Annotated in this window: 20 protein-coding genes; 13 read left to right on the top strand and 7 right to left on the bottom strand. The window is 57.2% G+C overall.

Annotated features, from left to right (window positions below; translation table 11 throughout):
* Nucleotides 1-346: 346 nt before the first annotated feature.
* Nucleotides 347-1,246 (bottom strand): aminoglycoside 6-adenylyltransferase, encoded by a 900-nt coding sequence (locus GE107_RS18600; RefSeq protein ID WP_219641493.1) that lies wholly within the window; start codon nt 1,244-1,246, stop codon nt 347-349.
* Nucleotides 1,247-1,413: 167 nt separating this feature from the next.
* Here GE107_RS18600 and GE107_RS18595 point away from each other — a divergent pair, with 167 nt between their 5' ends.
* The 4 genes from GE107_RS18595 to GE107_RS18580 all read left to right on the top strand — a co-directional run bounded on the left by GE107_RS18595 (nt 1,414) and on the right by GE107_RS18580 (nt 8,219).
* Nucleotides 1,414-1,920: a tellurite resistance TerB family protein gene (locus GE107_RS18595; protein WP_219641492.1), complete on the top strand. Its 507-nt coding sequence runs from the start codon at nt 1,414-1,416 to the stop codon at nt 1,918-1,920.
* Nucleotides 1,921-2,282: 362 nt separating this feature from the next.
* Nucleotides 2,283-6,083 carry a bifunctional 2',3'-cyclic-nucleotide 2'-phosphodiesterase/3'-nucleotidase gene (locus GE107_RS27435; protein WP_219641491.1) on the top strand — a complete coding sequence of 1,267 codons (3,801 nt, stop codon included), beginning with the start codon at nt 2,283-2,285 and terminating at the stop codon, nt 6,081-6,083.
* A gap of 478 nt (nt 6,084-6,561) precedes the next feature.
* Nucleotides 6,562-7,806 (top strand): DUF445 domain-containing protein, encoded by a 1,245-nt coding sequence (locus tag GE107_RS18585; RefSeq protein WP_219641490.1) that lies wholly within the window; start codon nt 6,562-6,564, stop codon nt 7,804-7,806.
* Between the two features lie 62 nt (nt 7,807-7,868).
* Nucleotides 7,869-8,219 carry a Uma2 family endonuclease gene (locus GE107_RS18580; RefSeq protein ID WP_219641489.1) on the top strand — a complete coding sequence of 117 codons (351 nt, stop codon included), beginning with the start codon at nt 7,869-7,871 and terminating at the stop codon, nt 8,217-8,219.
* Between the two features lie 24 nt (nt 8,220-8,243).
* Here the strand turns inward: GE107_RS18580 and htpG are convergent, their stop codons facing one another.
* The 5 genes from htpG to GE107_RS18555 form a co-directional block, all read right to left on the bottom strand.
* Nucleotides 8,244-10,079: a molecular chaperone HtpG gene (htpG, locus tag GE107_RS18575; protein ID WP_219641488.1), complete on the bottom strand. Its 1,836-nt coding sequence runs from the start codon at nt 10,077-10,079 to the stop codon at nt 8,244-8,246.
* A gap of 130 nt (nt 10,080-10,209) precedes the next feature.
* Nucleotides 10,210-10,983 (bottom strand): metallophosphoesterase, encoded by a 774-nt coding sequence (locus GE107_RS18570; protein WP_219641487.1) that lies wholly within the window; start codon nt 10,981-10,983, stop codon nt 10,210-10,212.
* 118 nt (nt 10,984-11,101) lie between these two features.
* A complete protein-coding gene (locus GE107_RS18565; protein WP_219641509.1) occupies nt 11,102-11,530 on the bottom strand; it encodes an SRPBCC family protein in 429 nt (142 codons plus the stop codon).
* Between the two features lie 127 nt (nt 11,531-11,657).
* Nucleotides 11,658-14,897 (bottom strand): DEAD/DEAH box helicase, encoded by a 3,240-nt coding sequence (locus tag GE107_RS18560; RefSeq protein ID WP_219641486.1) that lies wholly within the window; start codon nt 14,895-14,897, stop codon nt 11,658-11,660.
* Between the two features lie 261 nt (nt 14,898-15,158).
* The gene (locus GE107_RS18555) at nt 15,159-15,272 is read right to left on the bottom strand and encodes a putative holin-like toxin (protein WP_219641485.1); all 114 of its coding nucleotides are present in this window, start codon (nt 15,270-15,272) and stop codon (nt 15,159-15,161) included.
* 220 nt (nt 15,273-15,492) lie between these two features.
* On the opposite strand from GE107_RS18555, the gene GE107_RS18550 reads away from it, so the two are divergent.
* The 6 genes from GE107_RS18550 (at nt 15,493) to phnE (GE107_RS18525) (ending at nt 21,530) form a co-directional block, all read left to right on the top strand.
* Nucleotides 15,493-15,681 (top strand): hypothetical protein, encoded by a 189-nt coding sequence (locus GE107_RS18550; RefSeq protein ID WP_219641484.1) that lies wholly within the window; start codon nt 15,493-15,495, stop codon nt 15,679-15,681.
* 17 nt (nt 15,682-15,698) lie between these two features.
* The gene (locus tag GE107_RS18545) at nt 15,699-16,679 is read left to right on the top strand and encodes a Gfo/Idh/MocA family protein (RefSeq protein ID WP_219641483.1); all 981 of its coding nucleotides are present in this window, start codon (nt 15,699-15,701) and stop codon (nt 16,677-16,679) included.
* A 16-nt stretch (nt 16,680-16,695) separates the two neighbouring features.
* Nucleotides 16,696-17,589 (top strand): ribokinase, encoded by an 894-nt coding sequence (gene rbsK, locus GE107_RS18540; protein ID WP_219641482.1) that lies wholly within the window; start codon nt 16,696-16,698, stop codon nt 17,587-17,589.
* A gap of 1,597 nt (nt 17,590-19,186) precedes the next feature.
* A complete protein-coding gene (gene phnC / locus GE107_RS18535) occupies nt 19,187-19,972 on the top strand; it encodes a phosphonate ABC transporter ATP-binding protein (protein WP_219641481.1) in 786 nt (261 codons plus the stop codon).
* Entirely contained in the window at nt 19,969-20,760 is a 792-nt protein-coding gene (gene phnE, locus GE107_RS18530; protein ID WP_219641480.1) for a phosphonate ABC transporter, permease protein PhnE, read from the top strand. Before phnC ends, phnE (GE107_RS18530) begins: the two co-directional genes overlap by 4 nt.
* A complete protein-coding gene (phnE, locus tag GE107_RS18525; protein WP_219641479.1) occupies nt 20,757-21,530 on the top strand; it encodes a phosphonate ABC transporter, permease protein PhnE in 774 nt (257 codons plus the stop codon). Before phnE (GE107_RS18530) ends, phnE (GE107_RS18525) begins: the two co-directional genes overlap by 4 nt.
* Nucleotides 21,531-21,590: 60 nt before the next feature.
* On the opposite strand, the gene GE107_RS18520 is transcribed toward phnE (GE107_RS18525), so the two are convergent.
* Nucleotides 21,591-22,616, bottom strand: a complete 1,026-nt coding sequence (locus GE107_RS18520) for a phosphate/phosphite/phosphonate ABC transporter substrate-binding protein (RefSeq protein WP_255570616.1) — start codon at nt 22,614-22,616, stop codon at nt 21,591-21,593.
* A 124-nt stretch (nt 22,617-22,740) separates the two neighbouring features.
* Between GE107_RS18520 and GE107_RS18515 the strand changes: the two genes are divergently transcribed.
* From GE107_RS18515 to GE107_RS18505, 3 genes are all read left to right on the top strand, one after another.
* Nucleotides 22,741-24,342, top strand: coding sequence for a bifunctional metallophosphatase/5'-nucleotidase (locus GE107_RS18515; RefSeq protein ID WP_219641478.1), 1,602 nt, complete (start codon nt 22,741-22,743; stop codon nt 24,340-24,342).
* 362 nt (nt 24,343-24,704) lie between these two features.
* Nucleotides 24,705-25,511 carry an adenosylmethionine decarboxylase gene (speD, locus tag GE107_RS18510; RefSeq protein ID WP_219641477.1) on the top strand — a complete coding sequence of 269 codons (807 nt, stop codon included), beginning with the start codon at nt 24,705-24,707 and terminating at the stop codon, nt 25,509-25,511.
* Nucleotides 25,512-25,526: 15 nt separating this feature from the next.
* Nucleotides 25,527-25,991 (top strand): acyl-CoA thioesterase, encoded by a 465-nt coding sequence (locus tag GE107_RS18505; RefSeq protein WP_219641476.1) that lies wholly within the window; start codon nt 25,527-25,529, stop codon nt 25,989-25,991.
* Nucleotides 25,992-26,097 lie beyond the last annotated feature (106 nt).

Below are 26,097 nucleotides of genomic sequence, written 5' to 3'. Positions count from 1 at the left end.
CTGATATTGAGCCATAGCAAATCCTCCCCTAGAATGTTGTCTCGACAACCTCATTCTAACCGAGGATTTTGACTATGGCTCTCCTATTTCTCACCATAGCTTTTTACACAAGTATACGGACTCAACTAGAGTTAAGGAACAAAATGCCTTAATTCCACCAAAATAGCGGGAGAGCGGCAGAGTTAAGGAACAAAGTGCCTTAATTCTACCAAAATAGCGGCAGAGCAGCGGAGTTATGGAACAAAATGCCTTAATTCCACCACAATAGACGGTTACGTTTCATGTGATCGACTCGAATCCTCTTCGTACTCCAAGGTATAGAATCCTTGTTCCTCTCCCGAAGGCTCTAAAACTTCGAGCCGTTTACTTGAGCCGGTTCGTCCAAATCATCCGCGTTCGGCGGTAAGCGATACACTTTGCGGAGATAGTCCGAAACCCGGCGGTCGTCGCCTTCCGGATACGAGAATCCGAACCGGTCGGCTACCGACTGAGCGGTCTTCCGGAACAGTGTCCCCATCTCGAACAGCGCCCGCCATATCGACTCGTAATCCCCATTTGCGAATGTCTGAACGAAAGCTTCCCATTTTGCAGGCTCGAGGTAATGCTCGAAATATTTGCCTTCCTTGCCGGACTCCGCGGCGAAGTCGGTGCGTACGCCGATGTACCAAGTCAACATGCGCATGAGCATGTCCCGCACCGGCCCCTCGTACATCCGCATGGCGTACGGCAATTGCCGGCGCCATAGCCCTTTCGCCACGTAGGTGCTGACCCACCAAAACTCGTTGCAGCAGTTGCCGAATTGTTCGGCGTTGGGCTTGACCGGCCAATAATCGCGGTTGCTGGGCGGAGGCACGTCTCCGAACAACCCGTCCTTGTCGAGCAAGATGACCGTCTCGCTGTCATGCGCCCAATACGCAACCCGGTCCGCCGGATAGAACGTCAGGTCGATCCGGTTTCCGTCCGCGAACAGCATGAGATAGGCGAACCTGTCAAACCGCGCGGCATCCGGACGGTCCATCCGGTCGGGAGTTTGCATGATCAGGATGTCGCCGAATGAGGAGATCCAGCTCGCGTCATCGACGAAATCCTGAACGGACGAAACGAAATAAACGATATCGTAATCTTGGAACAAATCCTTCGGCGCATGCGGGTTCGCCCGCGAACCGTTCATCATCACCGCGCGGATCCGGTCGTCGTTCTCCGCGAACCCGCGGATCGTGTGCAGCATTTCGGCTTCCTTCCGCAACGGGGCATCCTCTTTCCATCCGCATTTCCTTATATGGTAACGGTTGAAATGGGGATTCACAACTCGGATTTTGTATATTTTTTGGAAACCTTGTCCTCTCTATCCCGTATAGAAAAGTGCGCGCTACCGGGTCACCGGCCGCTATCATTTGGATGGAGGGTTCAAGCATGGGTCTGTTTGATATGTTCAAAGGGGACAAGAGCACGGAAGGCATGACGCCGCACTTCGCTTTCGCAACGTCGCTGCTGTATATGATGCAATCCGACGGCGAAATGGATCACGAAGAAGTGGGTCAGCTGCTCGCCGTCCTGGGCGGGGAAGAGAGCAATGGCGTCATCGGAGTCGGGGCGAATAACCGGCAGCTGCTGGACCGTGCGCTGAAGTACGTACGCTCCAACTCGATCGACAAATTCCTGCAGGAAGCGGTGCCGGTCCTGACGGACGCGCAGAAGATGTGCATCCTCGTTAACCTGGTCGACTCTTCGCTCGCCGACGGCCAGCCCGAACGCCAAGAGCAGGAGCTCTTCGCCAAGTTTCTGAACGGCTTCGGGATCTCCGAACAGCGGTTTGCCCCGTTCTTCGAGGTCATCGCGCTGAAGAACGACCGCTCCGTCTTCATGAATCAGAACCATCCGAAAAACCAGCCGGGATATCAAGTTTCGTTGTCCGTCTAAGCCCTGGCGGGACTCCCGAAAAATCCTCGCGCCGTGCAGGATATCGCGATGGGAGTCGTTGCTGCTTTTGCAAGTCCTTCGCGCAAATGAAAGAGAGCATTGAGGATTGGAAAGAACGGCAACAGGGCATTCCTGTAAGCGGTGAACCGCTTCGGGAATGCCTTTTCGTCGTTTTCGCGCCAGATTTGCTTTCTTTCGTGCAAAAAATCGATCTCTGCCCGCCCGTTGCGCAGAAGGTTTTTTCCGGTCCCGTATCGAATTTCTAACCCATACACTTCCTGACTATGGAAAAAAATCAAAAGAATGTATCGAATCCTGTCGGGTGGTGTCGCTTGTTTCTAAATGAGGAGGAGAAGGAGACCGTGAAGAGAAAATCGCTGATCGCCGTTGCGGTTGCCGCGCTGCTGTCGCTCCCGACCGGAGTATGGGGGCCGGCGAGGACGTTTGCGCATGAGGTGGGGGAAACCGTTCCCGCGCAAGTGAACCCGGTGGGGCCGAACTACGAAATGTCGAAGCATCCGCTGAAGGAAACGACGTTGACTTTGATTCACGACACCCATTTCCACGGAAACTTCGGCGATCCCAAGGCAGCCGAGAACATCGCGAATTATTTCGGCGTGGCCGACCGGATTCGTTCTCAATTCCCGAACTCCATCTATATCGCCAACGGTGACGACCTTGCTACCTCCGTCATGTCCAACGTATTCAAAGGCAAACACATGGTCGACGCTTTGGGCGCGGCCAAGGTGACGGTGGACACGTTCGGCAACCATGATTTCGACATGGGCCCGGACCAGCTGGCGGAGAACGTCAAGCTGAGCCGGTTCCCTTGGGTGAGCGCCAACGTGGTGGACAAGCGCACGAACGACGTTTTCGCCAAGGAACAAGGGGCCAAGAAGTTCATCATCCATGAGGTGAACGGCGTCAAGGTCGGCCTCACCGGATTGGTGACCGAAGACGCTCCCGAGCTGACCTCGATGGGCGATAACGTCACGGTTCTGCCCGCGGTGGACGCCATGAAGAAAGTCGTTCCCGAAATGAAAGCGGCCGGGGCGGACCTCATCGTCGTATCTTCCCACCTCTCGAGCCCGGATGCCCGCAAAGTCGCCGAGCAGGTGAGCGGCATCGACGTAATCGTCGGCGACCATGCGGCGTTCGCATACGAGACGCCCGAGAAAATCGGAAATTCGCTCCTCTGGTTCATCGGGGACGAATTCGAGTTCATGGGCCAAATCAATTTGCAAGTCGAGAACGGCAAAGTGACGGATTACAACTTCCATCGTTACAAGATCGCCGACGAAGTCGCGAAGGAAGGGTTCACGCCCAGCGCGGACGTCAAAGCGGTCATGGACGACTATACGTCCAAACTCTCGTCGGATCTGGGCGTCGTCATCGGCAAGACGGAGACCGAGCTCGACGTAATGAAGGCCTCCCAGCGCAAGGGCGAGACCGCGATCGGCGATTTCGTGGCGGATACGATCCGCGAATATGCGGGAGCCGACATCGCGCTCGTCAACGGCGGCGGCATCCGGGCGGAACGGATTTTCCCTGTCGGCAACCTGACGAAGAAGGATATCATCGACGCGCTTCCGTTCACCAACTACGTGATCAAGCTGGAAGTGACGGGCGAGATGATCCGGCAGGCGCTGGAGAACGGCGTGAGTCAAATCGAGAGCGGCGCCGGCCGCTTCCCGCAAGTCAGCGGCATGACGTATACGTACAATCCGAAGCTGTCGCCGGGCTCGCGCGTGGTCGATGTCCGCATCGGCGGCAAGCCGCTGGACATGAAAGCCAAGTATACGATGGCCTCGCTGGACTTCGTGGCGACCGGCGGCGACGGCTATACGATGTTCAAGGGCGCGAAGGTGCTGCTTGACGCGAACGCCGGACCGCTGCTGAACGCGCTGATCATCGAGACGATCCAGAAGAAGGGCACGATCGCTCCGAAGACGGACGGCCGCATCGCCGCGACGGACGCGATTCCGGAGAGCGCCAAGAACCGGCTGAAGCTGCGCCTGATGGAAACGACCGACATCCACGTCGAAATCATGAACTACGATTATTTTAAGGACGCCCCGACCGACGAATTCGGGCTCGTCCGCACGGCTACCCTGATCCGCAATGCCCGCGACGAGGTCAAGAACAGCCTGCTGTTCGACAACGGCGACCTGCTGCAAGGCAACCCGATGGGCGACTATATCGCCAAGATCGACCAATTGAAGGATCCGGACGCCGTTCATCCGGTTTATAAAGCGATGGACCTGCTCGACTACGATGCGGGCAATATCGGCAACCATGAGTTCAATTACGGCCTCGATTTCCTGCAGCGCAGCCTGAAGGGCGCGGACTTCCCGTACGTGAACGCCAACGTGTACGTGGACGACCATGACGACAACCCGGATAACGACAAAAACTATTTCACGCCGTACGTCATTTTGGACAAAACCTTCAAGAACGAAGCGGGAGAAGACGTCAAGCTGAAGGTCGGCGTCATCGGCTTCGTCCCTCCGCAGATCATGCAGTGGGACCGCTCCAATCTGCAAGGCAAAGTGATCGCGAAGGACATCGTCGCCACGGCCGAGAAGTTCGTTCCCGAAATGAAGAGCAAAGGAGCCGATATCGTCATCGCCGTGCCTCATTCGGGGATGGGCGGAACCGTCCATGAAGGCAACGAAGAAAATGCGGCATGGCTGCTCAGCAAGGTGAAAGATATCAATGCCATCCTGTTCGGCCATTCCCACGTCGTATTCCCGGGGCCGGCTTTCAAAAGCGAGAACGGAATCGATGTCGCCAAAGGCACGATCAACGGCGTTCCGGCGGTAGAGCCGGGTTATTGGGGCAACAACCTCGGCGTGATCGACATGACGCTGGAGAAGAAGGACGGCAAGTGGACGCTGGTCGATTCGCAAAGCCAGGCACGTCCGATTTCCGAGAAGAAAGACGGCAAGACGGTTCCGCTCGTGGATTCCGATCCGGAGATCGTCGAAGCGGTGAAAGAGGACCATGAGCACACCTTGGATTACATTCGCGGTCCCGTTGGGAAGACCAGCGCGCCGATCAACAGCTATTTCGCGCTGATCCAGGACGATCCGTCCATCCAGATCGTAACCAATGCGCAGAAGTGGTACGTGGAGAAGCATATCCAGGGAACGGAGCTGGACGGTATCCCGGTTCTGTCTGCCGGCGCGCCGTTCAAAGCCGGAGGAAGGAGCGGGCCGGCCTATTACACCAATATCCCGGCCGGCACGATCGCGATCAAAAACGTCGCCGACCTGTATGTGTACCCGAATACGCTGAAAGCGGTTCTGCTGAACGGCGATCAGGTGCGGGAATGGCTGGAGCGCTCGGCAGGACAGTTCAACCAGATCGATCCGAACGGTTCAGGCGAACAGCCGCTCGTCGACGAGAGCTTTCCTACCTATAATTTCGACGTGATCGACGGCGTCTCGTACCATATTGACGTAACCCAGCCGTCCCGATATGACAAGGACGGCAAGCTGAAGAACCCTTCCGCGCACCGGATCGTGGACTTGACCTTCGAGGGCAAACCGGTGACGAAAGACATGAAGTTCCTCGTTGCGACCAACAATTACCGGGCCGGCGGCGGCGGCAATTTCCCGGGTCTGGACGGCAGCAACATCGTCATCGACTCGCCGGATGAAACGCGACAGGTTATCATCGATTACATCATGACGCAGAAGACGATCAATCCTTCCGCCGACGGCAACTGGAGCTTCGCTCCGATTCCGGGCGGCGCGAACGTCACGTTCGAGACGTCTCCGAACGCGAAGGGCTTCGCCGAGAGCATCGCCTCGGTGCAATGGAAGAGCGACGAAGCGTCGGGCTTCGCGAAGTACGCCTTGGATCTGGGCAAGCCGCCCGTGCCCGCTTCTTCCGGCGGCGGTAGAGGCAGCGAAGGCGGCAACGGCGACGGCAGCGGAGCCGGGGGCAACGCCGGCGGCAACGGCGGCACCGGTTCAGGCGGTCACTCCGGCGGCGATCGTGCCGGCTCAGACATCGTCTACACCGTGAAGGCGGGCGACTGGCTGTCGAAGATCGCCCTCCGCTACGGCGTCACTTGGAAGGAACTCGCCGAATACAACCGGCTGTCCAACCCGGATTTGATCTTCGTCGGCCAGAAAATACGCATCCCCAGCAAGTAATCGAACGTAAACGCATGAAAGCGCCCCTTCGGCCGAACCGCAAGGTATCCCTTCGGTTCAGCCGCAAGGGGTTGTTTTTCGGGGAAAGGTTGATGTACGCCGTCGGGCCGGCACCCCAGTTTTCTTGAATAAGCGCCTGGTTATGCTCCAGAGAAGAGCGCTTCGCAAGCGGATGGAGTCATTTGTTCCGAGGCTACCCCGGGAGGGTAAATGGAGGAAAAAGTTCCCACCCAAAGTGGTCTCCGAATCGAAAATCCGGGTTGAAGGGGATTAATGGTGATTTTTCCTTTCCAATGGCTTATAAACTACGGTTGGGTGCAGTTTAGCGGTACATTTGCGCTAATCCAGTCCCGGCACCGGCTTGACGCCGCTACCCAAACAAGAAGGGTCTAGTCTCGGCTTTGGGAAAAGTTGTTCTTCCCCCCAACGTTCATTATCATGGAGGGAGATAATGTGGCACAGGCTCAGGGAGGTTCTCATGAAATCCAGATATTTGGCCGGGGCGTCGCTTGCGCTCATGGCTTGCGGTTTTACCGTTACGTTGTTTCTGCCCGATAGCGTATTCGTTCAGCTGCTCAGAGGCGGATTCGAAGCCGGTCTCGTCGGGGGAGTGGCCGATTGGTTCGCCGTGACGGCGTTGTTCCGCCATCCGTTCGGCATTCCGATTCCCCATACGTCACTGCTGCTTCGAAACAAGGACCGAATCGTCCAATCGCTCGTTTCCGCCATGGAGAACGAATTGCTGAACAAGCGGAGCATCGAAAACAAGCTGCGGAACGTTCCCCTTCTGAGCAACGCGGCTTCGTTCCTCACGAGGAATTTACGCAAACGGTCCGTGAGGACGGAGATGCTGGACGCCGCCATCGGCATGCTGCGCGAGTTTCCGATTGAACGATCGCTGCCGGCGCTGCAAGCGGGCATTGCCGGCTACGTTCGGCAAACGGATCCCAAAGCCGCGGCGGAAACCGTCGTCACGAAGCTCATTCAGTCGGGATACGAGGAGAAGGCGTTCGATTACGCGATTTCGGAGGCATTAAAATGGGTAGGGCAGCCGGGGACGAGGGACGTACTCGGCAGGCTCGCTCTCGAGAAGCTGTCCGAGGTCAAAGCCTCCGGCTTTATGGGATTCGCGATCCAGGCGTTCGCCGGCTTCGCGAGCGAGGACAAGCTGGGAACCCTGCTGCAGAACATGCTGATCTCGGCCGGGAACGGCTTGCTGGATTCGGATAATGAGAACCGGCAGCGGCTCATTCAGGAAATCCGCGTGAGGCTGTTCGAATTCGCGGGCGATGACGAACGGTTGAACCGATGGAAGCAGGGACTTGCCGATTTCGCGGCCGGCCCGGAGGGCGGAACGTTCCTGCTGGCGCGGCTGGAGGAAATCCGCAGGGGGCTGATCGATCGGTTGGAACGGGAGCGGGCAAGCGGCGGACGAGCCGTATTCGCCGTGTATCGAACGGCGGTGCGCAGTTTAAGCCGCCATCCGCAACGGGTGGAAGCGGTCCAGAACCGGGTGCTCGCGGCCGTCATCGATTGGGCCCAAGCGAACCATTACCGGATTGGCCAACTGGTCAAAGAGAACGTGGAGCAAATGGACGACGCTTCCTTGGTCCGCATGCTGGAAGAGAAGGTCGGCAAAGACCTTCAGTGGATCCGCGTGAACGGGGCGATCTGCGGATTCATCGTAGGACTCGTGCTGTCGGCGTTCCAGTGGATAACTTGAAGTTGATTCAACTTCAAGTTTGCCGTAGAATAAGAACAAACATTCGTAATGCGGTGACGGCTTTGTCCGACCAGAGGGATGAGCCGGATCTGATTTATATCTCGAACGAAAACTCGCAGATCATGAAAACCGGAATAGAGGGCGTGCCCGACCTGCTCGTCGAGATCTTGTCCCCCAGCACGGGCGAGCACGATAAGGTCCCCAAAAAGGAGCTTTATCAGCGGTTCGGCGTCAAGGAATATTGGATTGTCGATGCCCGTCACCGGACGGTGGATCAATTCGGACTGGAGAACGGGAAGTACCGCCTCGAACGAACCTGCGGATCCTTCGATACGCTCGTGACCGAGCGGTTTCCTTGCATCCGGATTGAAATGAAAAACCTTTTCCAAGTTCTGGAAAAGGTTGAGGGGTAATTCCTATTCTTGTTTTGATCCGCTTTACACCATCACTTTGCAAATGTCGTTCGTGAACGCGACGGGATCCTGGATCGGCAATCCCTCGATCAGCAGCGCCTGATGGTACAGCAGGTTGGTATACAGCGCCAGCTTCTCCTTGTCTTTCTCGTGAGCGTCCTGGAGCGATTGGAATACCGGGTGGTTCACGTTGATTTCGAGCACCTTGTCGGCTTTCACGTCCTGGCTGTTCGGCATCGCCTGCAGAATTTTCTCCATCTCGATCGAGACTTCGCCCTCCGTCGTAAGGCAGACCGGATGGGATTTCAGGCGTTTCGACGCCCGAACGTCCTTGACCTTATCCGACAGGTACGTCTTCATGTAGTCGAACAGCTCTTTGCGGCCGCCCTCCTCCTGCTCCGTCTTGCTTTCCCCCGCATCCGCCTCGATGCCGAGATCTCCGTCCGATACGGACTTGAACGATTTGTCCTTGTAGGACATGAGCACCTTGAGGGCGAATTCGTCGATGTCCTCGGTCAGGAACAGCACTTCGTATCCTTTGTCCAGCACCAGCTCGGTTTTCGGCAGCTTCTCGATCCGGTCGATCGACTCGCCGGAAGCGTAGTAAATGTATTTCTGATCCTCCGGCATTCTCGAGACGTATTCGTCCAGCGTGACCGGCTTCTTCTCCTTGGAGGAGTAGAACATCAGCAGATCCTGGAGCGTTTCCTTGTTCATGCCGAAATCGCTGTACACCCCGAACTTGAGCTGGCGGCCGAAGGATTGATAGAACTTCTCGTAGGCCTCCCGCTCGTCCTTGAGCATGCTCTGCAATTGGCTTTTGATTTTGCCCGTGATGTTCTTGGCGATCAGCTTCAGCTGCCGGTCATGCTGCAGCATCTCCCGGGAAATATTCAGCGACAGATCCTCGGAGTCGACCATTCCTTTGACGAAGCCGAAATAGTCGGGGAGCAGGTCCGCGCACTTGTTCATGATCAGAACGCCGTTGGAATAGAGCTCAAGACCTTTCTCGTATTCCTTCGTGTAGTAATCGAACGGCGGTTTCTCGGGGATGTACAGAATGGCGCGGTAAACCGAGGCTCCGTCCGCCTGGATGTGAAGGTGCTTCAGCGGCTTGTCGAAGCCGTAGCGCTTCTCCGCGTAGAAGTTCTCGTAGTCTTCCGCCGTCAGCTCGTTTTTGTTCTTGCGCCAGATCGGCACCATGCTGTTGACGGTCTGCTCTTCGCCGTCTTGCGCCATCTTGATCGGATACCGGATGAAATCGGAGTACTTCTTGATGATGGACTTCAGGCGGTAAGGCTCAAGATACTCGTCATAGTGCTCGTCTTCGGTGTTCTCTTTGATTTTCAGAGTGATCTCGGTTCCGACGGTCTCCTTGTCGCACGGCTCGATCGTATACCCGTCCGCTCCGGAGGACTCCCACTTGTAAGCCTGGTCGCTGCCGAGCGCTTTGCTGACGACCGTGACGACATCGGCGACCATAAAGGACGAATAGAAACCGACGCCGAACTGGCCGATGATCGAATGATCCTCTTTCAATTCGTTCTCTTGCTTGAAGGCGAAGGAGCCGCTTCTGGCGATGACGCCGAGGTTGTTCTCGAGATCCTCTTGCGTCATCCCGATACCGGTGTCCGTGATGGTCAGCAGGCGCTTCTCCTTGTCGGCCGCAAGCTTGATGTAATAGTTGTCTTTATCGAATACCAGGCTGTCGTCGGTCAGCGCTTTGTAGTAAATTTTGTCGATGGCGTCGCTGGCGTTGGAAATGAGCTCCCGCAGGAAAATTTCCTTCTGCGTATAGATGGAGTGGATCATCAGGTCGAGCAGGCGTTTGGATTCGGCTTTGAACGCTTTCTTGGCCACGCGGCGATTCCCCTTTCGAAATGGTAATCTCGTCCGGCAATTAGCACTCTTCGCGCAAGAGTGCTAAAGCTAATTTTCTTATACCATACCCATTTTTAGCGTGTCAACGCGGCCCTCATAACAAAGAAAATCACAGATGATGAAGGGTCACTTCGCTGCGTATAAGAAAACGAGCATTCAGACCTGCCTGTCCAATGCCTGCCGAGATGTAGAACGGCCCGTTTTGTCCAAGATGCAATCCTTTGTAAACGCCGCCGGCTGCCAACTTTCCCTTGTTTTTGATGCGAAAGAAAAAGGGGATGTTGAACTGTTTGCCGTGCAGATGCCCGGCCATGAAGTAGGTATACTTGCGATTCATATGGAGTACCAATTCCGGCGTATGGGTCAAAACCAAGCTTGCTTTATCGGGATTCACTTGATGGAACGCCTCGTCCACATTGCTCTTCTTGCTCGTAAAATCGTCAATGCCGATCCATTGGATGCCGGCTGTCTCTACGGATTCATTGATCAGGACTTTTACGCCTGCGCTCCTAAGTATCCGGACAAGGCGGTCTAAGTCAGCCGGAGGCAATCTGTAATCATGATTGCCTAATACGGCGAATACGGGGATTCCAAGCGAGCATATCGCTTCCGCATATCGTCTCACCTTGGACAAATAACGGGATTTCATCGTGAAATCACCGGTCAGCACAATATAGTCCGGCTGTTCTTCCAGGATCAATCGTTGCAGTCTGCCATATCCGACCCTGAGTCTCTCCACATGAAGGTCGCTGATCTGAAGAACTCGGATCCCTAAACCGCAAGGATGCTGAATTCGCTCGACCTTCAGCCACTGAGTGGGAACGATTAACAACAGGTGAAGTAAAATCGCAGCCCCAAAAATGCAAAGCAGCAATAGGCTCATTGTCCCTTTCCGTTCGGTATTGACATCGCCAATTCCTGAATAAGAAAATTGTATCAGAACGGGTGAGATCCTTGCTCGACAAAAAAACCTTCCGGGGAGAAGGTTTTTTTTGTGAATCTTAATTCGCGTTTTCGCAATATTTTTTGAAGTTGTCTAGAAACGCCTGCCAGCCCGCTTGTTGTTGCTCAATGGAATGGGTTCCTTCCGCTTCAAACACCTCAATGACCTTCGTGCTGTTCTCTTGACTCAAAAAGGTGACCGTGACTTTTCTTCCATCTCCGAGCGTGTAAGAAATGAATTCGTTGGTTCGAATTTCATCATAAACCCCGCCGAAATCGAATCCAAAGCTTCCATCCTTCGCTTCCAGCCTTGTAAGAAATTTTCCTCCCGCCCTTAAATCATTTTCGGCATGGGGAGCATGCCAGTCATCGGATGCAAAACTCCATTTCGTGATATGCTGCGGTTCGGTCCAATATTCCCACACTTTTCGGGCGGGTGCATGGACTGTCGTTTCTACCGATATTGTTCCTTGATTACCCGATTCCATTGTCATGAACGCCTCCCATTGCTTTGGATTATGGATAATTATACCATCAAACAGAAGGAGACGTTAGTAGCCCAAAAAAAGAGACGCTTCGGATGTTTCGAATCTCGAAGCCTCTCTTCCTTCATGCTCATTCGATCAGGAGGAGCTCCCGGATCTCTTGCTCCGTCAGGGTGGACAGGGATTCCTGGCCCGGCTGGATCACTTCCTCGATCAGATCCTTCTTACGCTGCTGGAGCGCGTACATCTTCTCTTCCACGGTGCCGTGCGTCACGAGCCGGATGACCTGCACGACGTTCTTCTGCCCGAAGCGGTGGGCGCGATCCGCGGCTTGCTGCTCTACGGCCGGGTTCCACCACAGGTCGTAGAGGATGACCGTGTCCGCTCCGGTCAGGTTGAGCCCGGTTCCTCCCGCCTTGAGGGAGATGAGGAAGAGCTCCCGCTCGCCCTCGTTGAACCGGCTGCACAGCTCCACCCGCTCCGCGGACGGCGTTTGTCCGTCCAGGTAGAAGAATGGCACGCCTTGGCCGGCCATCTCCCGCCGGATCAGATTCAACATCTCCGTAAATTGGGAGAACACCAGCACCCGTTTGCCGGAGCCGCGGCATTCCTCCAGAATCTCCAGGAGCTGCTCGAATTTGGCCGACCGGCCGGCGTAATCTTGAATGAACAGAGCCGGGTGGCAGCACAGCTGGCGGAGGCGGGTCAGACCGGCCAAAATTTTGATCCGGCTCTTGTGGAGCCCTTCCTTGGCCAGGTGCTTAAGCGTATCTTTCTGCAGCTTGGCCAGGTATGCGAGGTATAACTTCTTCTGCTCGGGCAGAAGCTCGGAAGCTTGCACGGACTCGATTTTCTCCGGCAGCTCCGTCAGCACGTCGGTCTTGAGCCGGCGCAGAAGGAACGGGCGAATCCGCCTGGCCACGGCTTCCCGGGACATTTCGCCGAACTCCTTGCGGTCCGGGAACAGTCCGGGGCATACGACGTCATAGAGGGACCACAGCTCTTCGAGGCGGTTCTCGATCGGCGTTCCGGTCAAGGCGAACCGGTGACGGGCCCCGATTTGCTTCACGGCTTGCGCCGTCTGCGTCGTCGGGTTCTTGAAAGCTTGGGCCTCGTCCAGAATCACGGTGTGGAACGCCATTCCGGCAAACCGCTCGAGATCCTTGAGGAGCAGCGGGTACGAGGTGATGACCACGTCCGCCCGCTCCGAGCGCAGAAGCCGGTTCCGTTCCGTCTTGCCGCCGTCCGCGACGACCGCACGGACGTCCGGGGCGAACTTCTCCAGTTCGTTGCGCCAGTTGTACAACAGGGAGGACGGAGCGACGATCAGCGCCGGCAGCCCTTCCGCCCGGATTTCCGGCAGCACGGAAACCAGAAAGGCGATGCTTTGGACGGTTTTGCCCAGTCCCATGTCATCCGCGAGGATACCTCCGAAACGGTAATGGGTCAGCGTTTTGAGCCACTGATAGCCGACCCTCTGGTAGTCCCGCAGCACGGGCGCCAGGCTGTCCGGCACGGGGAAATCGAGGCTGTCCGGGTTTCTCATGTCCTCGAGCAGCCTGCGGAACGACTTGCCCAGCCGAATGCCGGCCCGCCTCTCATCGGCATCCATCAGATGGAGGGCGCGGGCCAGAGGGACCTTGATTTCCGCTCCGGTCACGTTCTCGCTTCGGATGCCCACCTCGCGGAAGAATCGGATAATGTCCTGAAGCTCCGCGCCTTCCAGCGGCATCAAGGCCCCGCTCGGCATTTTGTAGAACCTGCGCTTCTCTTCCACGGCTTGCACGAGGCGCCGGATTTCATTGGGCGGAAATCCTTCCAGCTCGAAGCGGCAATAGAGCCAATCCGTTCGTTCGTCCGAATCGACGATGATCCGCGGAGGAGCATGGCCGGCGAACAGCCTGGTTTTGACCGCGGACGTCGCGTAGATGTCCGCCAGCTTCTGCAGCTGCGGGACGACGTGGTACAAGAAGTCGTATTCCGCTTCTTCTTCCGCCAGGAAGTATCCGCTCTCCGTTTTCGCGAAAGGAATCTGCTCCATCAGCTCCAGAATCCGCGTTTCCCGTTCCCCGTCCCGCATGAGAATGCGGTCGCCGCCCCTGCGGGTTTCCGTCTCCAGCGGATTGATCACGATTTCTCCGTAGTGGAATTCCAGCCCGGCCAGCAGCCGGTCCTTCACGCGGTCCAAGTACAGCTTGGCCTTCAGCGGGATCCGCGTCACCCGGTCCGCGACCGCTTCGTCGATGCGGACGCTTCCCAGCTTCATGAGAACCGGGACCACCTTCTCCATGAAGTCCCCGATTTGGGCGGGAGAGACCGGAAGGCGGGTCTTGCCGGAGGTTTCCAGCATCCGTTTGAACTCCGCCAGCCGATGCGAGAGATCGTCCCTCACCTTGACGATTCGCGCTTCATGCAAGACCATCCCGTAAGATTCCATGACGGCGATCCGGTCCAAACCGTCGATTGCGAGTTCATAGGTACCGGAGGCGGAGAATTGGAGCCGAAAGCGGAGCGGCAGCGGTTCGCTTACGATCCGGATCCCTTCGGATACGTAGTCGTCTTGTTCCATTCGCGCGGATGGCGCTGCCGCGAGCAGGGGGAGCAGGTTGTCCCAGAACACGGGCGGAACGAGCAGCATCCGGTCGCCGCTGATCCGTTGCGTGTCCGTGGCAAACGGATTCGAGGCGTCCCGGTACATTTTCTCGTGGCGCAAAACCCGGGTGAGCTGCCGGAGGACGGCGCCGTCTTCCGGGCGGAAGCCGTGGAGGCTCGGCTCGTAGGCGAAATGGCCGGAGAACGCATAAGGCTCCCGCCGGTCGACCCGGTCCAGGAATTCGCGAATTTTCTGCACGACGTACAACCGTTTAGGTCCCGCCTTCATCTCGATGCCCAACATCAGCTTGCGGTAACCGTAAGGGACCGGCCTGCAGGTGAATTCCACGTCCAGAAGCGGCCGGGCATCCTGCACGATGCGCGTGCTGGCCGGAGACTTCGGCGGGCTCGCGAACAAGCCGAGGACACTCTCGGTCAAGCTGAAATCACCGGGAGGAGCCGAGGCCTGAACGGTCGCGGCTCCATCCGCGGGAATATCCCGCAGACTCAGGAGGACGGCGGCGATGTGCTGGCAGCAGCGGTCATAGGAGCCGAGAGTAGGGCAGGAGCAGCGGGCATCGATCTCCTCCTGCGGATCGGCGGCAATCGAAACGAGAAGATTGCCGTTCCGTCCTTTGACGATAGCTTCGCAAATGCCCGCCGCAGCGTCGTAGCGGGTGATTTCCACTTTGCCTGCGCGGCAGAGGGTTTCGCCTTTGGCATAGGAAACCTGGCCGCACAACGACCGGATGGTCTTCAAGGAAAACTGCAGCCTCATGTTCAGGCTCCTAATCGTTCGTCTATTCTTCTCATCATAGCAAAGCGCGCGGCCTTCCATTCCGGTGCCGGCTCCCGCCAAGGCTCCGGCGGAACAAACGGGCGTATCGCAGGACGATAGTTGCAGGTATGGGGGGGCCGCGTTATAATCGAATTAAAAGAGGGGCCGGCGGCAACCGGCCCCCCAGGCACATAAACCGCTTCAAAGGCGGTCGGCTGCTAAATCGGGTAGGAAATAGACCGATTCCTTGGTGGGGGCGGTCTATTTCTTTTTGTTTTGGTTAATCGCCGTGACGATGGTCACGACCAGCGACAGCAGCGCGACGAGCAACGTGCCGGAGCCGATCATAAGCGTCAAAGCGTCTTTAACCTCCACAGGCATCACCTCCCTTCCGGGAGATTAGCCGACCGCCCTTGCCAGCCGTTTTATGTACCTATAAGGATTATAACATATGGAACGTCAGTTCGTATGTCGAATCTGGAAGAATCGCCGGGCGAGAACGATGCCGAGGCTCCGGAACGGCGAGGCTGCTGGATGGAAGCCGAAAAGTAAGCCATAATGGAACAAAAGCGAATCCAACGAGGTGATCGATCCCATGTCGGAATCCGGCCAACCGCCGAAGAAAATCAGCCTGGCCGAGGCCATGAAGCGCAAGCTGGAGCAGAAGAAGCAAGCGTCGTCCCCCGCCAAGGCACGGCAGGACCATTTCAGCACGGAGACGAAGCGAATGAAGAGCCAGATCAAGAAGAAGCCGAACAACCAGAAAAAAAGAACGGGCGTGTAACGCGAAGGAGCAGAAGCATGCGTTTCGGAATCATCGGTACCAATTGGATTGTAGATCAGTTCCTCGAGGCGGCGCGCGAGGTCGAGGGGTTCGAGCTGGCGGCGGTGTATTCGCGCACGGAGGAGAAGGCCCGGGCATTCGCGTCGAAGCACGGAGCCGCGCATACGTTCACGGATCTTGCCGCGATGGCGGCGAGCGATACGATCGATGCCGTGTATATCGCCAGCCCGAATTCGCTTCATGCGGAGCAGGCGATTCTCTGCATGAACCGCGGCAAGCACGTACTATGCGAGAAGCCGGCCGCTTCCAGCGCGAAGGAATTTCGGGCGATGGCGGAAGCAGCGGCGCGCAACGGCGTCGTGCTCATGGAAGCGATGAAATCGACGCTGCTTCCGAATTTCCGCGCGATCCGGGAGAACTTGCCCAAGCTGGGGAAGGTGCGCCGTTATGTGGCCAACTACTGCCAATACTCTTCGCGTTACGATGCGTACAAGCGCGGCGAGCTTCCGAATGCGTTTAATCCCGTTTTCTCGAACGGCGCTCTCATGGATTTGGGCGTATACGGCGTGTATCCGCTGGCCGTGCTGTTCGGAAAGCCGCACCGGATCCAAGCGACCGGCGTGATGCTCGATTCCGGCGTCGACGGCGAAGGCAGCTTGCTGCTGCAGTATCCGGATATGGACGCGGTGATCATGTACTCCAAAATCGCCGATTCCGCGCTCCCTTCGGAAATCCAAGGGGAGGCGGGCAGCATGCTGATTCACCGGATCAGCCAGCCGCAGCAGGTGGAAATCCGCTACCGGGACGGCAGGGAGGAAGATCTCACGTTGCCCCAGAGCATCCACGCGATGGCGTACGAGATTCGCGAGTTTATCGGGCTTGTCCGATCGGGGCAGACGGAATCGGCAATCAATTCGCATGCCAACTCTCTCCTGACGCTCGAAATCGTAGACGAGGCTCGGAGGCAGTTGGGGCTGGTCTATCCAGCGGATCGATAGGAGGCAGGCTGGGAAAATGAAGATTATCGTGATCGGCAGCGCGAACATGGATATGGTCATGAAGACGGTCCGGATGCCGGAAGCCGGGGAGACGTTGAACGGAACCGGGTTCTTCCTGTCGGCGGGAGGCAAGGGGGCCAATCAGGCCGTCGCCTGCGCGAAGATGGGCGCTCCTACGTGGCTGTTGGGGAAAGTTGGAGACGACGTCTTCGGGCAATCGATTTCGGAGAACCTGGCGCGCTATGGAGTGCAGACCGGCTGTCTCGAGACGGAACCGGGCGTGAATACCGGAGTGGCGGCCATTACGGTCTGCGCCGGGAACAACCGCATCATTCTCGAAGGCGGCGCGAACAAGACGGTCACCCCCGCTTATATCGACCGGCACCAGGACGAAATCCTGTCCGCTTCCGCCGTCATGCTGCAGCTGGAAATCCCGCTCGCGGCCGTTTATCGGGCGATCGAACTGGCCAAGGGCAAGGTTCCGGTCTTCCTGAATCCGGCGCCGGCCGTGCCGCTGGACGAATCGATGCTGGTCGGGATCGACTATTTCTCGCCGAACGAATTGGAAGTCGGCATGTATACGGGCATCCAGGTTCGCGGGGTAGAGGACGCGATGATGGCCTTGAACCTGCTGAAGGCCAAAGGCATCCGGTTCCCGCTCATCACGCTCGGAGACAAAGGCGTCGTATACTATAACGGCACCGAGAACATTTACAAGGAAGGCCTCCGCGTCATCGCGGTGGACTCGACGGCGGCCGGAGACACCTTTTCCGGCACACTGGCCGCGATGATCGTGTCGGGCAAGACGATGGACGAAGCCGTCGACATCGCCCAACGCGCGGCCGCGATCTCCGTCACCCGACCCGGCGCGCAGGATTCGATCCCCGTTTTGTCGGAAGTGCTAGGCTGAAGGTCCTTTCAGACTCACCGCCAGGGAACTTCGCGTTCCCTGGCGGTTCTTCTCGTTAAGAGGGGATGGTACCCGTCGCTCCCTCAGCACACCGCCGAAATAGCGTACTAGGTGTACTATTTTCCACGTTCTGCCGCCATATCGACGAAATAACGTCCGAGGTGCACTATTTTGCACGTTCTGCCGCCGCATCGCCGAAATAGCGTCAGAGGTGCACTAATTCGCACGTTCTGCCGCCGCATCGCCGAAATAGCGTCCGAGGTGCACTAATTCGCACGTTCTGCCGCCGCATCGCCGAAATAGCGTCCGAGGTGCACTAATTCGCAAGTTCTGCCGCCATATCGCCGAAATAACGTACGAGATGCACTAATTCGCACGTTCTGCCGCCATATCGCCGAAATAATGTACGAGATGCACTAATTCGCACGTTCTGCCGCCATATCGCCGAAATAACGTACGAGATGCACTAATTCGCACGTTCTGCTGCCACACCGCCGAAATAGCGTCCGAGGTGCACTAAATTCCACGTTCTGCTGCCACACCGCCGAAATAGCGTCCGAGGTGCACTAAATCGCACGTTCTGCCGTCCCACCGCCGAAATAGCGTACGAGGTGCACTATTTTGCACGTTCTGCCGCCACATCGCCGAAATAACGTCCGAGGTGCACTAAATTCCACGTTCTGCCGTGTAATCTCATCACACCTCCGAGTTAGCGCCCGCGGTCTGCTATTTTGCCCGTTCTGCGCTACTTGTCTATTCAATATGCAAGCGGTCTGCTTCATTTGACCCGTACTTTGACCGCTATCCCTTTAGCTCAGGATGACCGGTATCTGAGCAAAGGGGATAGCGGCGAAAAGGGAAGTGTGAGGAATCTGAGCGAAAGGGATAATGTCGAGAGCGGAGTCTCGGCGACTGAGGGAAGGGGATAGCGGCAATAGCGGGGATACGAGCAACAAAACTGAGCGAATGGGATAGCGGCTACAGCGGGAATACGAGCAGCAAAACGGAGTGAAGGGGATAGCGGGGATACGAGCAACAAAACTGAGTGAAGGGGATGGCGGCGACAGCGGGAATACGAGCAGCAAAACTGAGCGAATGGGATAGCGGCTACAGCGGGAATACGAGCAGCAAAACTGAGTGAAGGGGATAGCGGGGATACGAGCAACAAAACTGAGTGAAGGGGATGGCGGCTACAGCGGGAATACGAGCAGCAAAACTGAGTGAAGGGGATAGCGGGGATACGAGCAACAAAACTGAGTGAAGGGGATGGCGGCTACAGCGGGAATACGAGCAGCAAAACTGAGCGAAGGGGATAGCGGCTACAGCGGGAATACGAGCAGCAAAACTGAGCGAAGGGGATGGCGGCGACAGCGGGAATACGAGCAGCAAAACTGAGCGAAGGGGATAGCGTTGGAAGCTGACGATTGTCTACCCGACAAGCACGCCCAATCCGCACGATCGCGATAAAAAAATTGTATTTTCGACTCGTTTTAACACGAAATTTACATAACCGCAAAACGCCCTTCTCCTTCATCGCGGATACTGGTAGAGTTCGGGAAATGCTCCCGCGCTTAAATCCAAGGAAAGTTGGAGGGCCATGATCAAGTTCAACAACGTTTCGAAAACGTACGCAAACGGGACCAGAGGGTTAAACCGCGTCAATCTGACGATCGCCCCCGGCGAATTCGTCGTGATCGTCGGCTTGTCGGGCGCCGGCAAATCGACGCTGCTGCGGTCGATCAACCGGCTGCACGAAATTACGGAAGGCGAAATCCTGGTGGACGGCAAGTCGATCACCGCGGCGTCCGGCGAGAAGCTCAGGCGGATCCGCCGGGATATCGGAATGATTTTCCAAAATTTCAATCTCGTCAAACGGTCTTCCGTGCTCCGCAACGTGCTCTCCGGAAGAGTAGGCTACCACTCTACGATGAGGACCTTGCTCGGCCTGTTCCCCAAGGAGGATGTCGAGCTGGCCCATCAAGCGCTGAGGCGCGTCAATCTCGGGGAGAAAGCCTACGTCCGCGCCGACCAGCTGTCGGGCGGACAGCAGCAGCGCGTGTCCATCGCCCGCGCCTTGGCCCAGGAAGCGAAAATCATCCTCGCCGACGAGCCCGTCGCCTCGCTGGATCCGCTGACGACGCGCCAGGTCATGGACGATTTGCGGCGGATCAACCGGGAATCGGGCATCACGATGGTCGTCAACCTTCATGATGTCGAGCTGGCTCGGGAATATGCGACCCGGATCATCGGCATGCGGGTCGGGTCGGTCGTGTTCGACGGGCCGGCGGAGACCGCGACCGACGAGGCGTTCGCCGGCATTTACGGAAGTGCAGCCGAATCCGAAACGCGGGACACGCCCATGAATGCGAGGATTCACGCATGAAAACATCTACGCTGCCACCGATCCCCAAACCGCCAAGCCGCATCAAAAGCTACCTCACGTTCGCCCTGATCGTGCTTCTGCTCTGGTCCAGCGGCGTGAAGACCGGAGCCGATTTTCTCAAACTGGCAGACGGGCTGCCCAATATCGGAAGGCTTCTCGGAGAGATGGTGCCGCCGGACTGGAGCTACTTCAGCAAAATCACGGACGCCATGTGGGAGACGATCCGGATGGCGGTAGCCGGCACGACGTTCGGGGCGGCGCTGGCGATCCCGATCGCGCTGCTATCGGCCCGCAATGTCGCCCGCTCCCCGTTCCTCTATTATCCGGCACGGTTCATCCTGAACTTGGTCCGAACGGTTCCGGATCTGCTATTGGCGGCGGTATTCGTGGCCATCTTCGGCATCGGGCCGTGGGCCGGCATTTTCGCGCTCACGCTGTTCTCCTTCGGGCTGATCGCCAAATTGACGTACGAGTCGGTCGAGGCGATCGACCCGGGGCCGCTCGAAGCGATGACCGCGGTCGGGGCGAACAAGCTGCAGTGGATCCATTTCGGGGTCGTGCCGCAAGTGACGGGCCCTTTCGTTTCGTACTTTCTCTATACCTTCGAGGTAAACGTTCGGGCGGCCGCCGTCCTCGGGCTCGTGGGCGCGGGAGGAATCGGACTGTTTTATGAACGGACGCTGGGCCTGCTGAAATACGACAAAACGTCGTCCATCATCCTGTTCACGCTTGCCGTCGTTCTTATCATCGACTTCATTACCGTGAAAGTGAGGGAGAAATGGCTATGAACCGGACAAGAAGCAGAACCTGGCTCGCCCTTGCCGTCGTGGCCGCGGTATATGTCTGGGCGTTCTACGGGCTGCCGGCTGCCTCCTTCAAAGAAACGGCCGGGGAAGTGACGGGTAACATCGTCTCGGGATTGTTCCATCCGGATTGGGATTTCGTGTATTTGCCGGACGGGGAAGATTTGCTGCGCGGGCTGCTTGATACGCTCGCGATCGCCGCGCTCGGCACGTTCGTGTCCGCGGTCATCGGCGTTCCGCTCGCCTTCCTGGCCGCAAGCAACCAATTCAAGCGCAAATGGTATTCCTGGCCCGGCAAGGCCGCGCTTAGCTTTCTGAGAACCTTCCCGGAAATCGTCATGGCCCTCCTGTTCATCGTAGCCGTCGGCCCGGGCGCTTTCGCCGGGGTGCTCGCGCTCGGCTTGCATTCCGTCGGCATGCTGAGCAAGCTCTATTCCGAATCGATCGAGAATATGGAGACCGGCGCGATGGAGGCCCTGACGGCGACCGGCGCGAATCGGATCCAAACGATCCGGTTCGCCGTTATCCCGCAAATCTTGCCCGAGTTCCTCTCCTACACGCTGTACCGTTTCGAGATCAACGTCCGTTCCGCCGCCATTCTGGGGGCGATCGGGGCCGGCGGCATCGGGACGCCGCTTATTTTCGCGCTGTCGACGAGGAATTGGGACCGGGTAGGCATCATCCTGCTGGGAATCATCGTCACGGTCACGATCATCGACGCGATATCGGGATATCTCCGCAAGAAGCTCGTATAACATAGAGAAGGAGACCCGTCGCCGGGTCTCCTTCCCCATCATAACTTAAGAATTACGAGATTATTGCCCGACTTCCTTGCCGTACTCGCGAACGATTTGGAACTTGCTGTCGTCGGATTTTACGTAACCCTTGTGCGAGTAAATTTCGAAAATGATTTTCTGGCCTTCCGGATCTTGGCCGATTTCGATAAACGCGTTCTGCAATTTCTCGATCCATTCTTTGCTCATGTCGGAGCGGACGGAGATCGTGTCGTTCGGAATCGGAGCCGTCGTGTGGATGATGCGCGTTTGCTGGAATACGTCGGGCTTGTCCTTCAGCACGATGTTCCGAGCATCTCCGAAGATAGCGGCTGCGTCAACGTCTTTGTTCAGGACGGCCAGTACGGCTTGGTCATGGCCTTTGACCGTTACGCCGGTCACGTCTTTCTCCGGATCGATGCCTTCCTTCTTCATTTCGACGGCCGGCCATACGTAACCGGCGGAAGACGTGACGTTCTGCCAGGCGATTTTCTTGCCTTTGAGATCTTTGAGAGTCTTGATGTCGGAGTCGGAACGTACGATGATCAGCGCGTTATAGGAATCGACGAGCTCGTCGGTAGCCGTTCCTTCCGGCTCCTTCACTCCGTTGCGCTGCGCTTGCAGGATGACTTCGGCAGCGCCTTTGTCCTTCGCCAGCACGTAAGCGGTCGGAGGCAGGAAGCCGACGTCGACTTGCTTGGACGCCATCGCTTCGATGATCGTGTTGTAGTCCGTCGATACGCTGACCGTAACCGGGATGCCCAGCTTGTCCGACAGCAGCTTCTCCAGCGGCTTCGCTTTCGCTTCGAGCGTGTCGGCGTTCTGCGAAGGCACGAATTGAACCTTCAGCTCCGTCGGAACGTAGCCTTGGTCGGCGGCTTCTGAAGGGGATGCGGACTCGGACGGGGATGCCGATTCCGAAGGCGAAGCGGATTCCGACGGGGAAGAGGAGCTTTCCGTAGCCGGGCTCGGGGAGCTGCCGCTTTCGTTGTTGTTTTTGCCGCATGCGGACAGAATCGCGACCACCATGACCAATGCAAAACCCAGTACTGCGAACTTCTTGAACATTTTCGGTTTCCTCCACTTTTGTTTGTATAGGTACTTGCGATCCCACTATACTGAACCAATGTAAAATGGGCGCGGGATTTGTGTAAATTTACCGAAGTTTTAGGAAAAAGAAAGGAGTCTGCCGATGAACCAACCAACCGAAACCCTGGAAATCGCCATCCTGCAAACGAGCGACGTTCACGGTCACGTGTTTCCGATCCATTATTCCGACAACCGGGAGATGCCGCACGGCTTCGCGAAATTGGCGGCCGTGATCCGGCGGGAGCGCAAGCGGCATCCCCATTCGATCCTGGTCGACAACGGCGATTTGATCCAAGGAACGCCGCTTACCTATCATTACGCCCGTGTCGATTCGTCGGCCATGAACCCGATGATCCGCATCCTGAACGAGCTCCGCTACGACGCGGCCGTCATCGGAAATCACGAATTCAATTACGGTCTCGACCTGTTGAACCGGGCCGTGCACGAATCCGAATTTCCGTGGCTGACCGCCAATATCGTGAATCGGGAAACGGGGGAGCCGTTCTTCGGCAAGCCCTACCGGATCCTCGAGTTTCCCGGCGGCGTCCGGGCCGCGCTGCTCGGGCTTACGACGCCTTATATTCCGAATTGGGAAAACCCGCACCATATCGAAGGGATGGAATTCCTGGACGCCGTGGAAGCGGCGGACGCGTGGGTCAAACGGCTGAAAGAGGAGGAGCGGGCGGACCTCGTCATCGTGTCGTATCACGGGGGCTTCGAGAGGGACTTGAAGACGGGCGAGCCGACGGAAACGTTAACCGGAGAAAACCAGGGGTACGAGCTATGCATGCGGGTGCCGGAGATTGACGTGCTTCTGACGGGGCACCAGCATCGGATGCTGACGGGCGAGGTGAACGGAGTCGCGGTCATCCAGCCCGGCACGCAAGGCGTGAGGTTAGGCAAAGTCACGTTGGTCCTGCAGCGGGACGAAGACCGGTGGACGGTCAGGGAAAAACGGGCGGAACTGCTCCCGGTAGACGAGGTGGAGTCCGATGCCGCGATTATGCTTCTGGCGGAACGGTACGAGCGCTCGACCCAACTGTGGCTCGATCAGCCGATCGGCCGGGTGGAAGGAGACATGAAGGTAGCGAATCCGATGGAGGTGCGCCTGCGGGACCATCCGTTCACCGAATTCATCAATCGGGTCCAGATGGACGTCGCGGGCGTGGCCATTTCCAACACCGCGCTGTTCGACAACTTCGCGCCGGGCTTCGGACCGGTCATCACGATGCGCGATGTCGTGTCGAATTACATCTATCCGAACACGCTTAAGGTGATCCGGGTCACCGGTCAGGATATCCGCGACGCGCTGGAGCGGTCCGCCGCGTATTTCGCGGATTACCGGGGCGGGGACGGCCCGATCGAGGTCAGCCCGGCCTTCATGGAGCCGAAGCCGCAGCACTACAATTACGACATGTGGGAAGGGATCGGGTACACGCTCGATATCTCCCGTCCCGCAGGTTCACGGGTCGTCCGCCTGCAGGTTGCCGGCGAGGAGGAAGCGCTCGATCCCGCAAGGGAGTTCGACGTGGTGATGAACCATTACCGTGCGGGAGGCGGAGGGGACTATCCCATGTTCAAAGGCAAACCGGTCGTGCGCGAAATCAACGTCGACGTGGCGGAGCTGCTCGCGAACTACATCTTGGAGAAGAAAGTCATCGCGGCCGAGGTAAACCGGAATTGGGAAGTCGTATGGCAGAAGTGACCGGGCGATTTGTTCCGCACGCTGGCCCAATCCAACCCGGCAATCCGCCATACCATGGAAGAAGGCATTTTATCGATCCAGGTTAAAAGGAGGCAAACTAGATGAGCTGTGGATGCGGTTGCGGAGGACGATGCGGAGGACGCCGGAAATCGCGCATCGCCGGCGTCAACAGGCGGAAGGATTGGCATCGATCGCGGGAATCCGCGGGTACCTCCCATACGCGGAGAAAGCAGAAGCTCCCGAAACCTCTGATCCTTGTTTGATTGGATCGTCGCCTTGGGCGCCCTTCCGGGGCGTCTATTTATTTCCAGTGAAATTGGGAATAATACCTGTCGGTTTAACCGAAAGGAGCGCTGCACCTCATGAAGCTGACGCCCGAGCAAGTCATCACCTTGCACGGATTCAACAACCTGACGAAAACCTTGAGCTTCAACATGTACGACATTTGTTATACCAAGACAGCGGAAGAGCGCGACGCTTACCTGGCGTACATCGACGAGCAGTACAATTCCGACCGGCTCAAGAACATCCTGAAGGACGTAGCGGACATCATCGGCGCCCACACGCTCCATATTGCCCAGCAGGATTACGTCCCGCAGGGGGCGAGCGTCACGATGCTGGTGTCGGAAGGCCCGATCGTGGAAGTGCCGACGGAGCATTACGACGAGTCGCCGGGCCCTCTTCCCGAGTCCGTCGTCATTCAGCTCGACAAGAGCCACATTACGGTCCATACATACCCGGAATACCATCCGAACGGGGGAATCAGCACGTTCCGCGCCGACATCGACGTGTCCACGTGCGGGGAAATTTCACCGCTGAAAGCGCTGAACTATCTCATCCATTCGTTCGACACGGACATCATGACGATCGACTACCGGGTTCGCGGGTTCACGCGCGACGCGGACGGGCACAAGCTGTATATCGACCATGAAATCAGTTCGATCCAGAACTACATACCGGACGAAATCATCGACATGTACGATATGATCGACGTGAACGTCTATCAGGAGAACATTTTCCACACCAAATGCAAGCTGCGCAAATTCGACCTCAACAACTATCTCTTCGGCTACACGAAGGATAAATTGGATCCGGGCGAGGAGAAGGAAATCACGGAAAGCTTGAAGAAGGAGATGGATGAGATTTTTTACGGCAAAAACATCACGTAGAGAGGAGCTTGGGCTTTGAGGCCGATCGCGTACGTGCAGCCGGATCCCGAAGGGTGGCTGGGCAAATTCCGGTTTTCGATCCCGATCAAGCCCCGCTATTTCGAGACCGACATGTTCGGGCATGTAAACAACGTCAGCTATTTTATTTATTTCGAGCAAGGACGCGTCGAGTACTTGGAGCATCTGGGCGTGGCGGAGCAGCTTTTCAACGACGAATACGGGGCCGTCGTCGCCGATCTGGAGTGCCAATATCTGGCGCAAGTGTACAAGAAGGATCCGCTAAGGCTTCATGTGCGGGTGGCCAAGCTGGGGCGGTCGTCGTACGACTTGGAGTACGCGCTGGCGGACTCCATAACGGGTCAGCTCAAAGCGGCCGGGCGGGGAGCCATGGTGTTCATCGACAGGAGCAGCGGGCGGAGCACTCCCCTTCCCGAGCCGGTCAAGGAGAAGATCGCGGCGTTCGAGGGGATGTCTGGGTAGGGTACTTCATACTGCGGATCATAGTGGGGGCGAAGCCCCCCTTTTTTTTTTCGATTCATCAGAATATAACGTAGTAACGTTATCGGATCGTCCGATTTCACAGAAA

It is taken from the genome of Cohnella sp. CFH 77786 (assembly GCF_019400745.1).
Lineage (GTDB): Bacteria > Bacillota > Bacilli > Paenibacillales > Paenibacillaceae > Cohnella.
This window is presented reverse-complemented; position numbering and strand designations above follow the sequence as displayed.

What these genes read in the sequence shown, in the direction of transcription:
- speD (WP_219641477.1), top strand. Translation starts at nt 24,705, where the DNA reads ATGAAGCTGACGCCCGAGCAAGTCATCACCTTGCACGGATTCAACAAC.
- GE107_RS18595 (WP_219641492.1), top strand. Translation starts at nt 1,414, where the DNA reads ATGGGTCTGTTTGATATGTTCAAAGGGGACAAGAGCACGGAAGGCATG.
- GE107_RS18515 (WP_219641478.1), top strand. Translation starts at nt 22,741, where the DNA reads ATGAACCAACCAACCGAAACCCTGGAAATCGCCATCCTGCAAACGAGC.
- GE107_RS18520 (WP_255570616.1), bottom strand. Translation starts at nt 22,616, where the DNA reads ATGTTCAAGAAGTTCGCAGTACTGGGTTTTGCATTGGTCATGGTGGTC.
- rbsK (WP_219641482.1), top strand. Translation starts at nt 16,696, where the DNA reads ATGAAGATTATCGTGATCGGCAGCGCGAACATGGATATGGTCATGAAG.
- GE107_RS18545 (WP_219641483.1), top strand. Translation starts at nt 15,699, where the DNA reads ATGCGTTTCGGAATCATCGGTACCAATTGGATTGTAGATCAGTTCCTC.
- phnC (WP_219641481.1), top strand. Translation starts at nt 19,187, where the DNA reads ATGATCAAGTTCAACAACGTTTCGAAAACGTACGCAAACGGGACCAGA.
- phnE (WP_219641480.1), top strand. Translation starts at nt 19,969, where the DNA reads ATGAAAACATCTACGCTGCCACCGATCCCCAAACCGCCAAGCCGCATC.
- GE107_RS18560 (WP_219641486.1), bottom strand. Translation starts at nt 14,897, where the DNA reads ATGAGGCTGCAGTTTTCCTTGAAGACCATCCGGTCGTTGTGCGGCCAG.
- GE107_RS18570 (WP_219641487.1), bottom strand. Translation starts at nt 10,983, where the DNA reads ATGAGCCTATTGCTGCTTTGCATTTTTGGGGCTGCGATTTTACTTCAC.
- GE107_RS18585 (WP_219641490.1), top strand. Translation starts at nt 6,562, where the DNA reads ATGAAATCCAGATATTTGGCCGGGGCGTCGCTTGCGCTCATGGCTTGC.
- GE107_RS18565 (WP_219641509.1), bottom strand. Translation starts at nt 11,530, where the DNA reads ATGGAATCGGGTAATCAAGGAACAATATCGGTAGAAACGACAGTCCAT.
- phnE (WP_219641479.1), top strand. Translation starts at nt 20,757, where the DNA reads ATGAACCGGACAAGAAGCAGAACCTGGCTCGCCCTTGCCGTCGTGGCC.
- GE107_RS18550 (WP_219641484.1), top strand. Translation starts at nt 15,493, where the DNA reads ATGTCGGAATCCGGCCAACCGCCGAAGAAAATCAGCCTGGCCGAGGCC.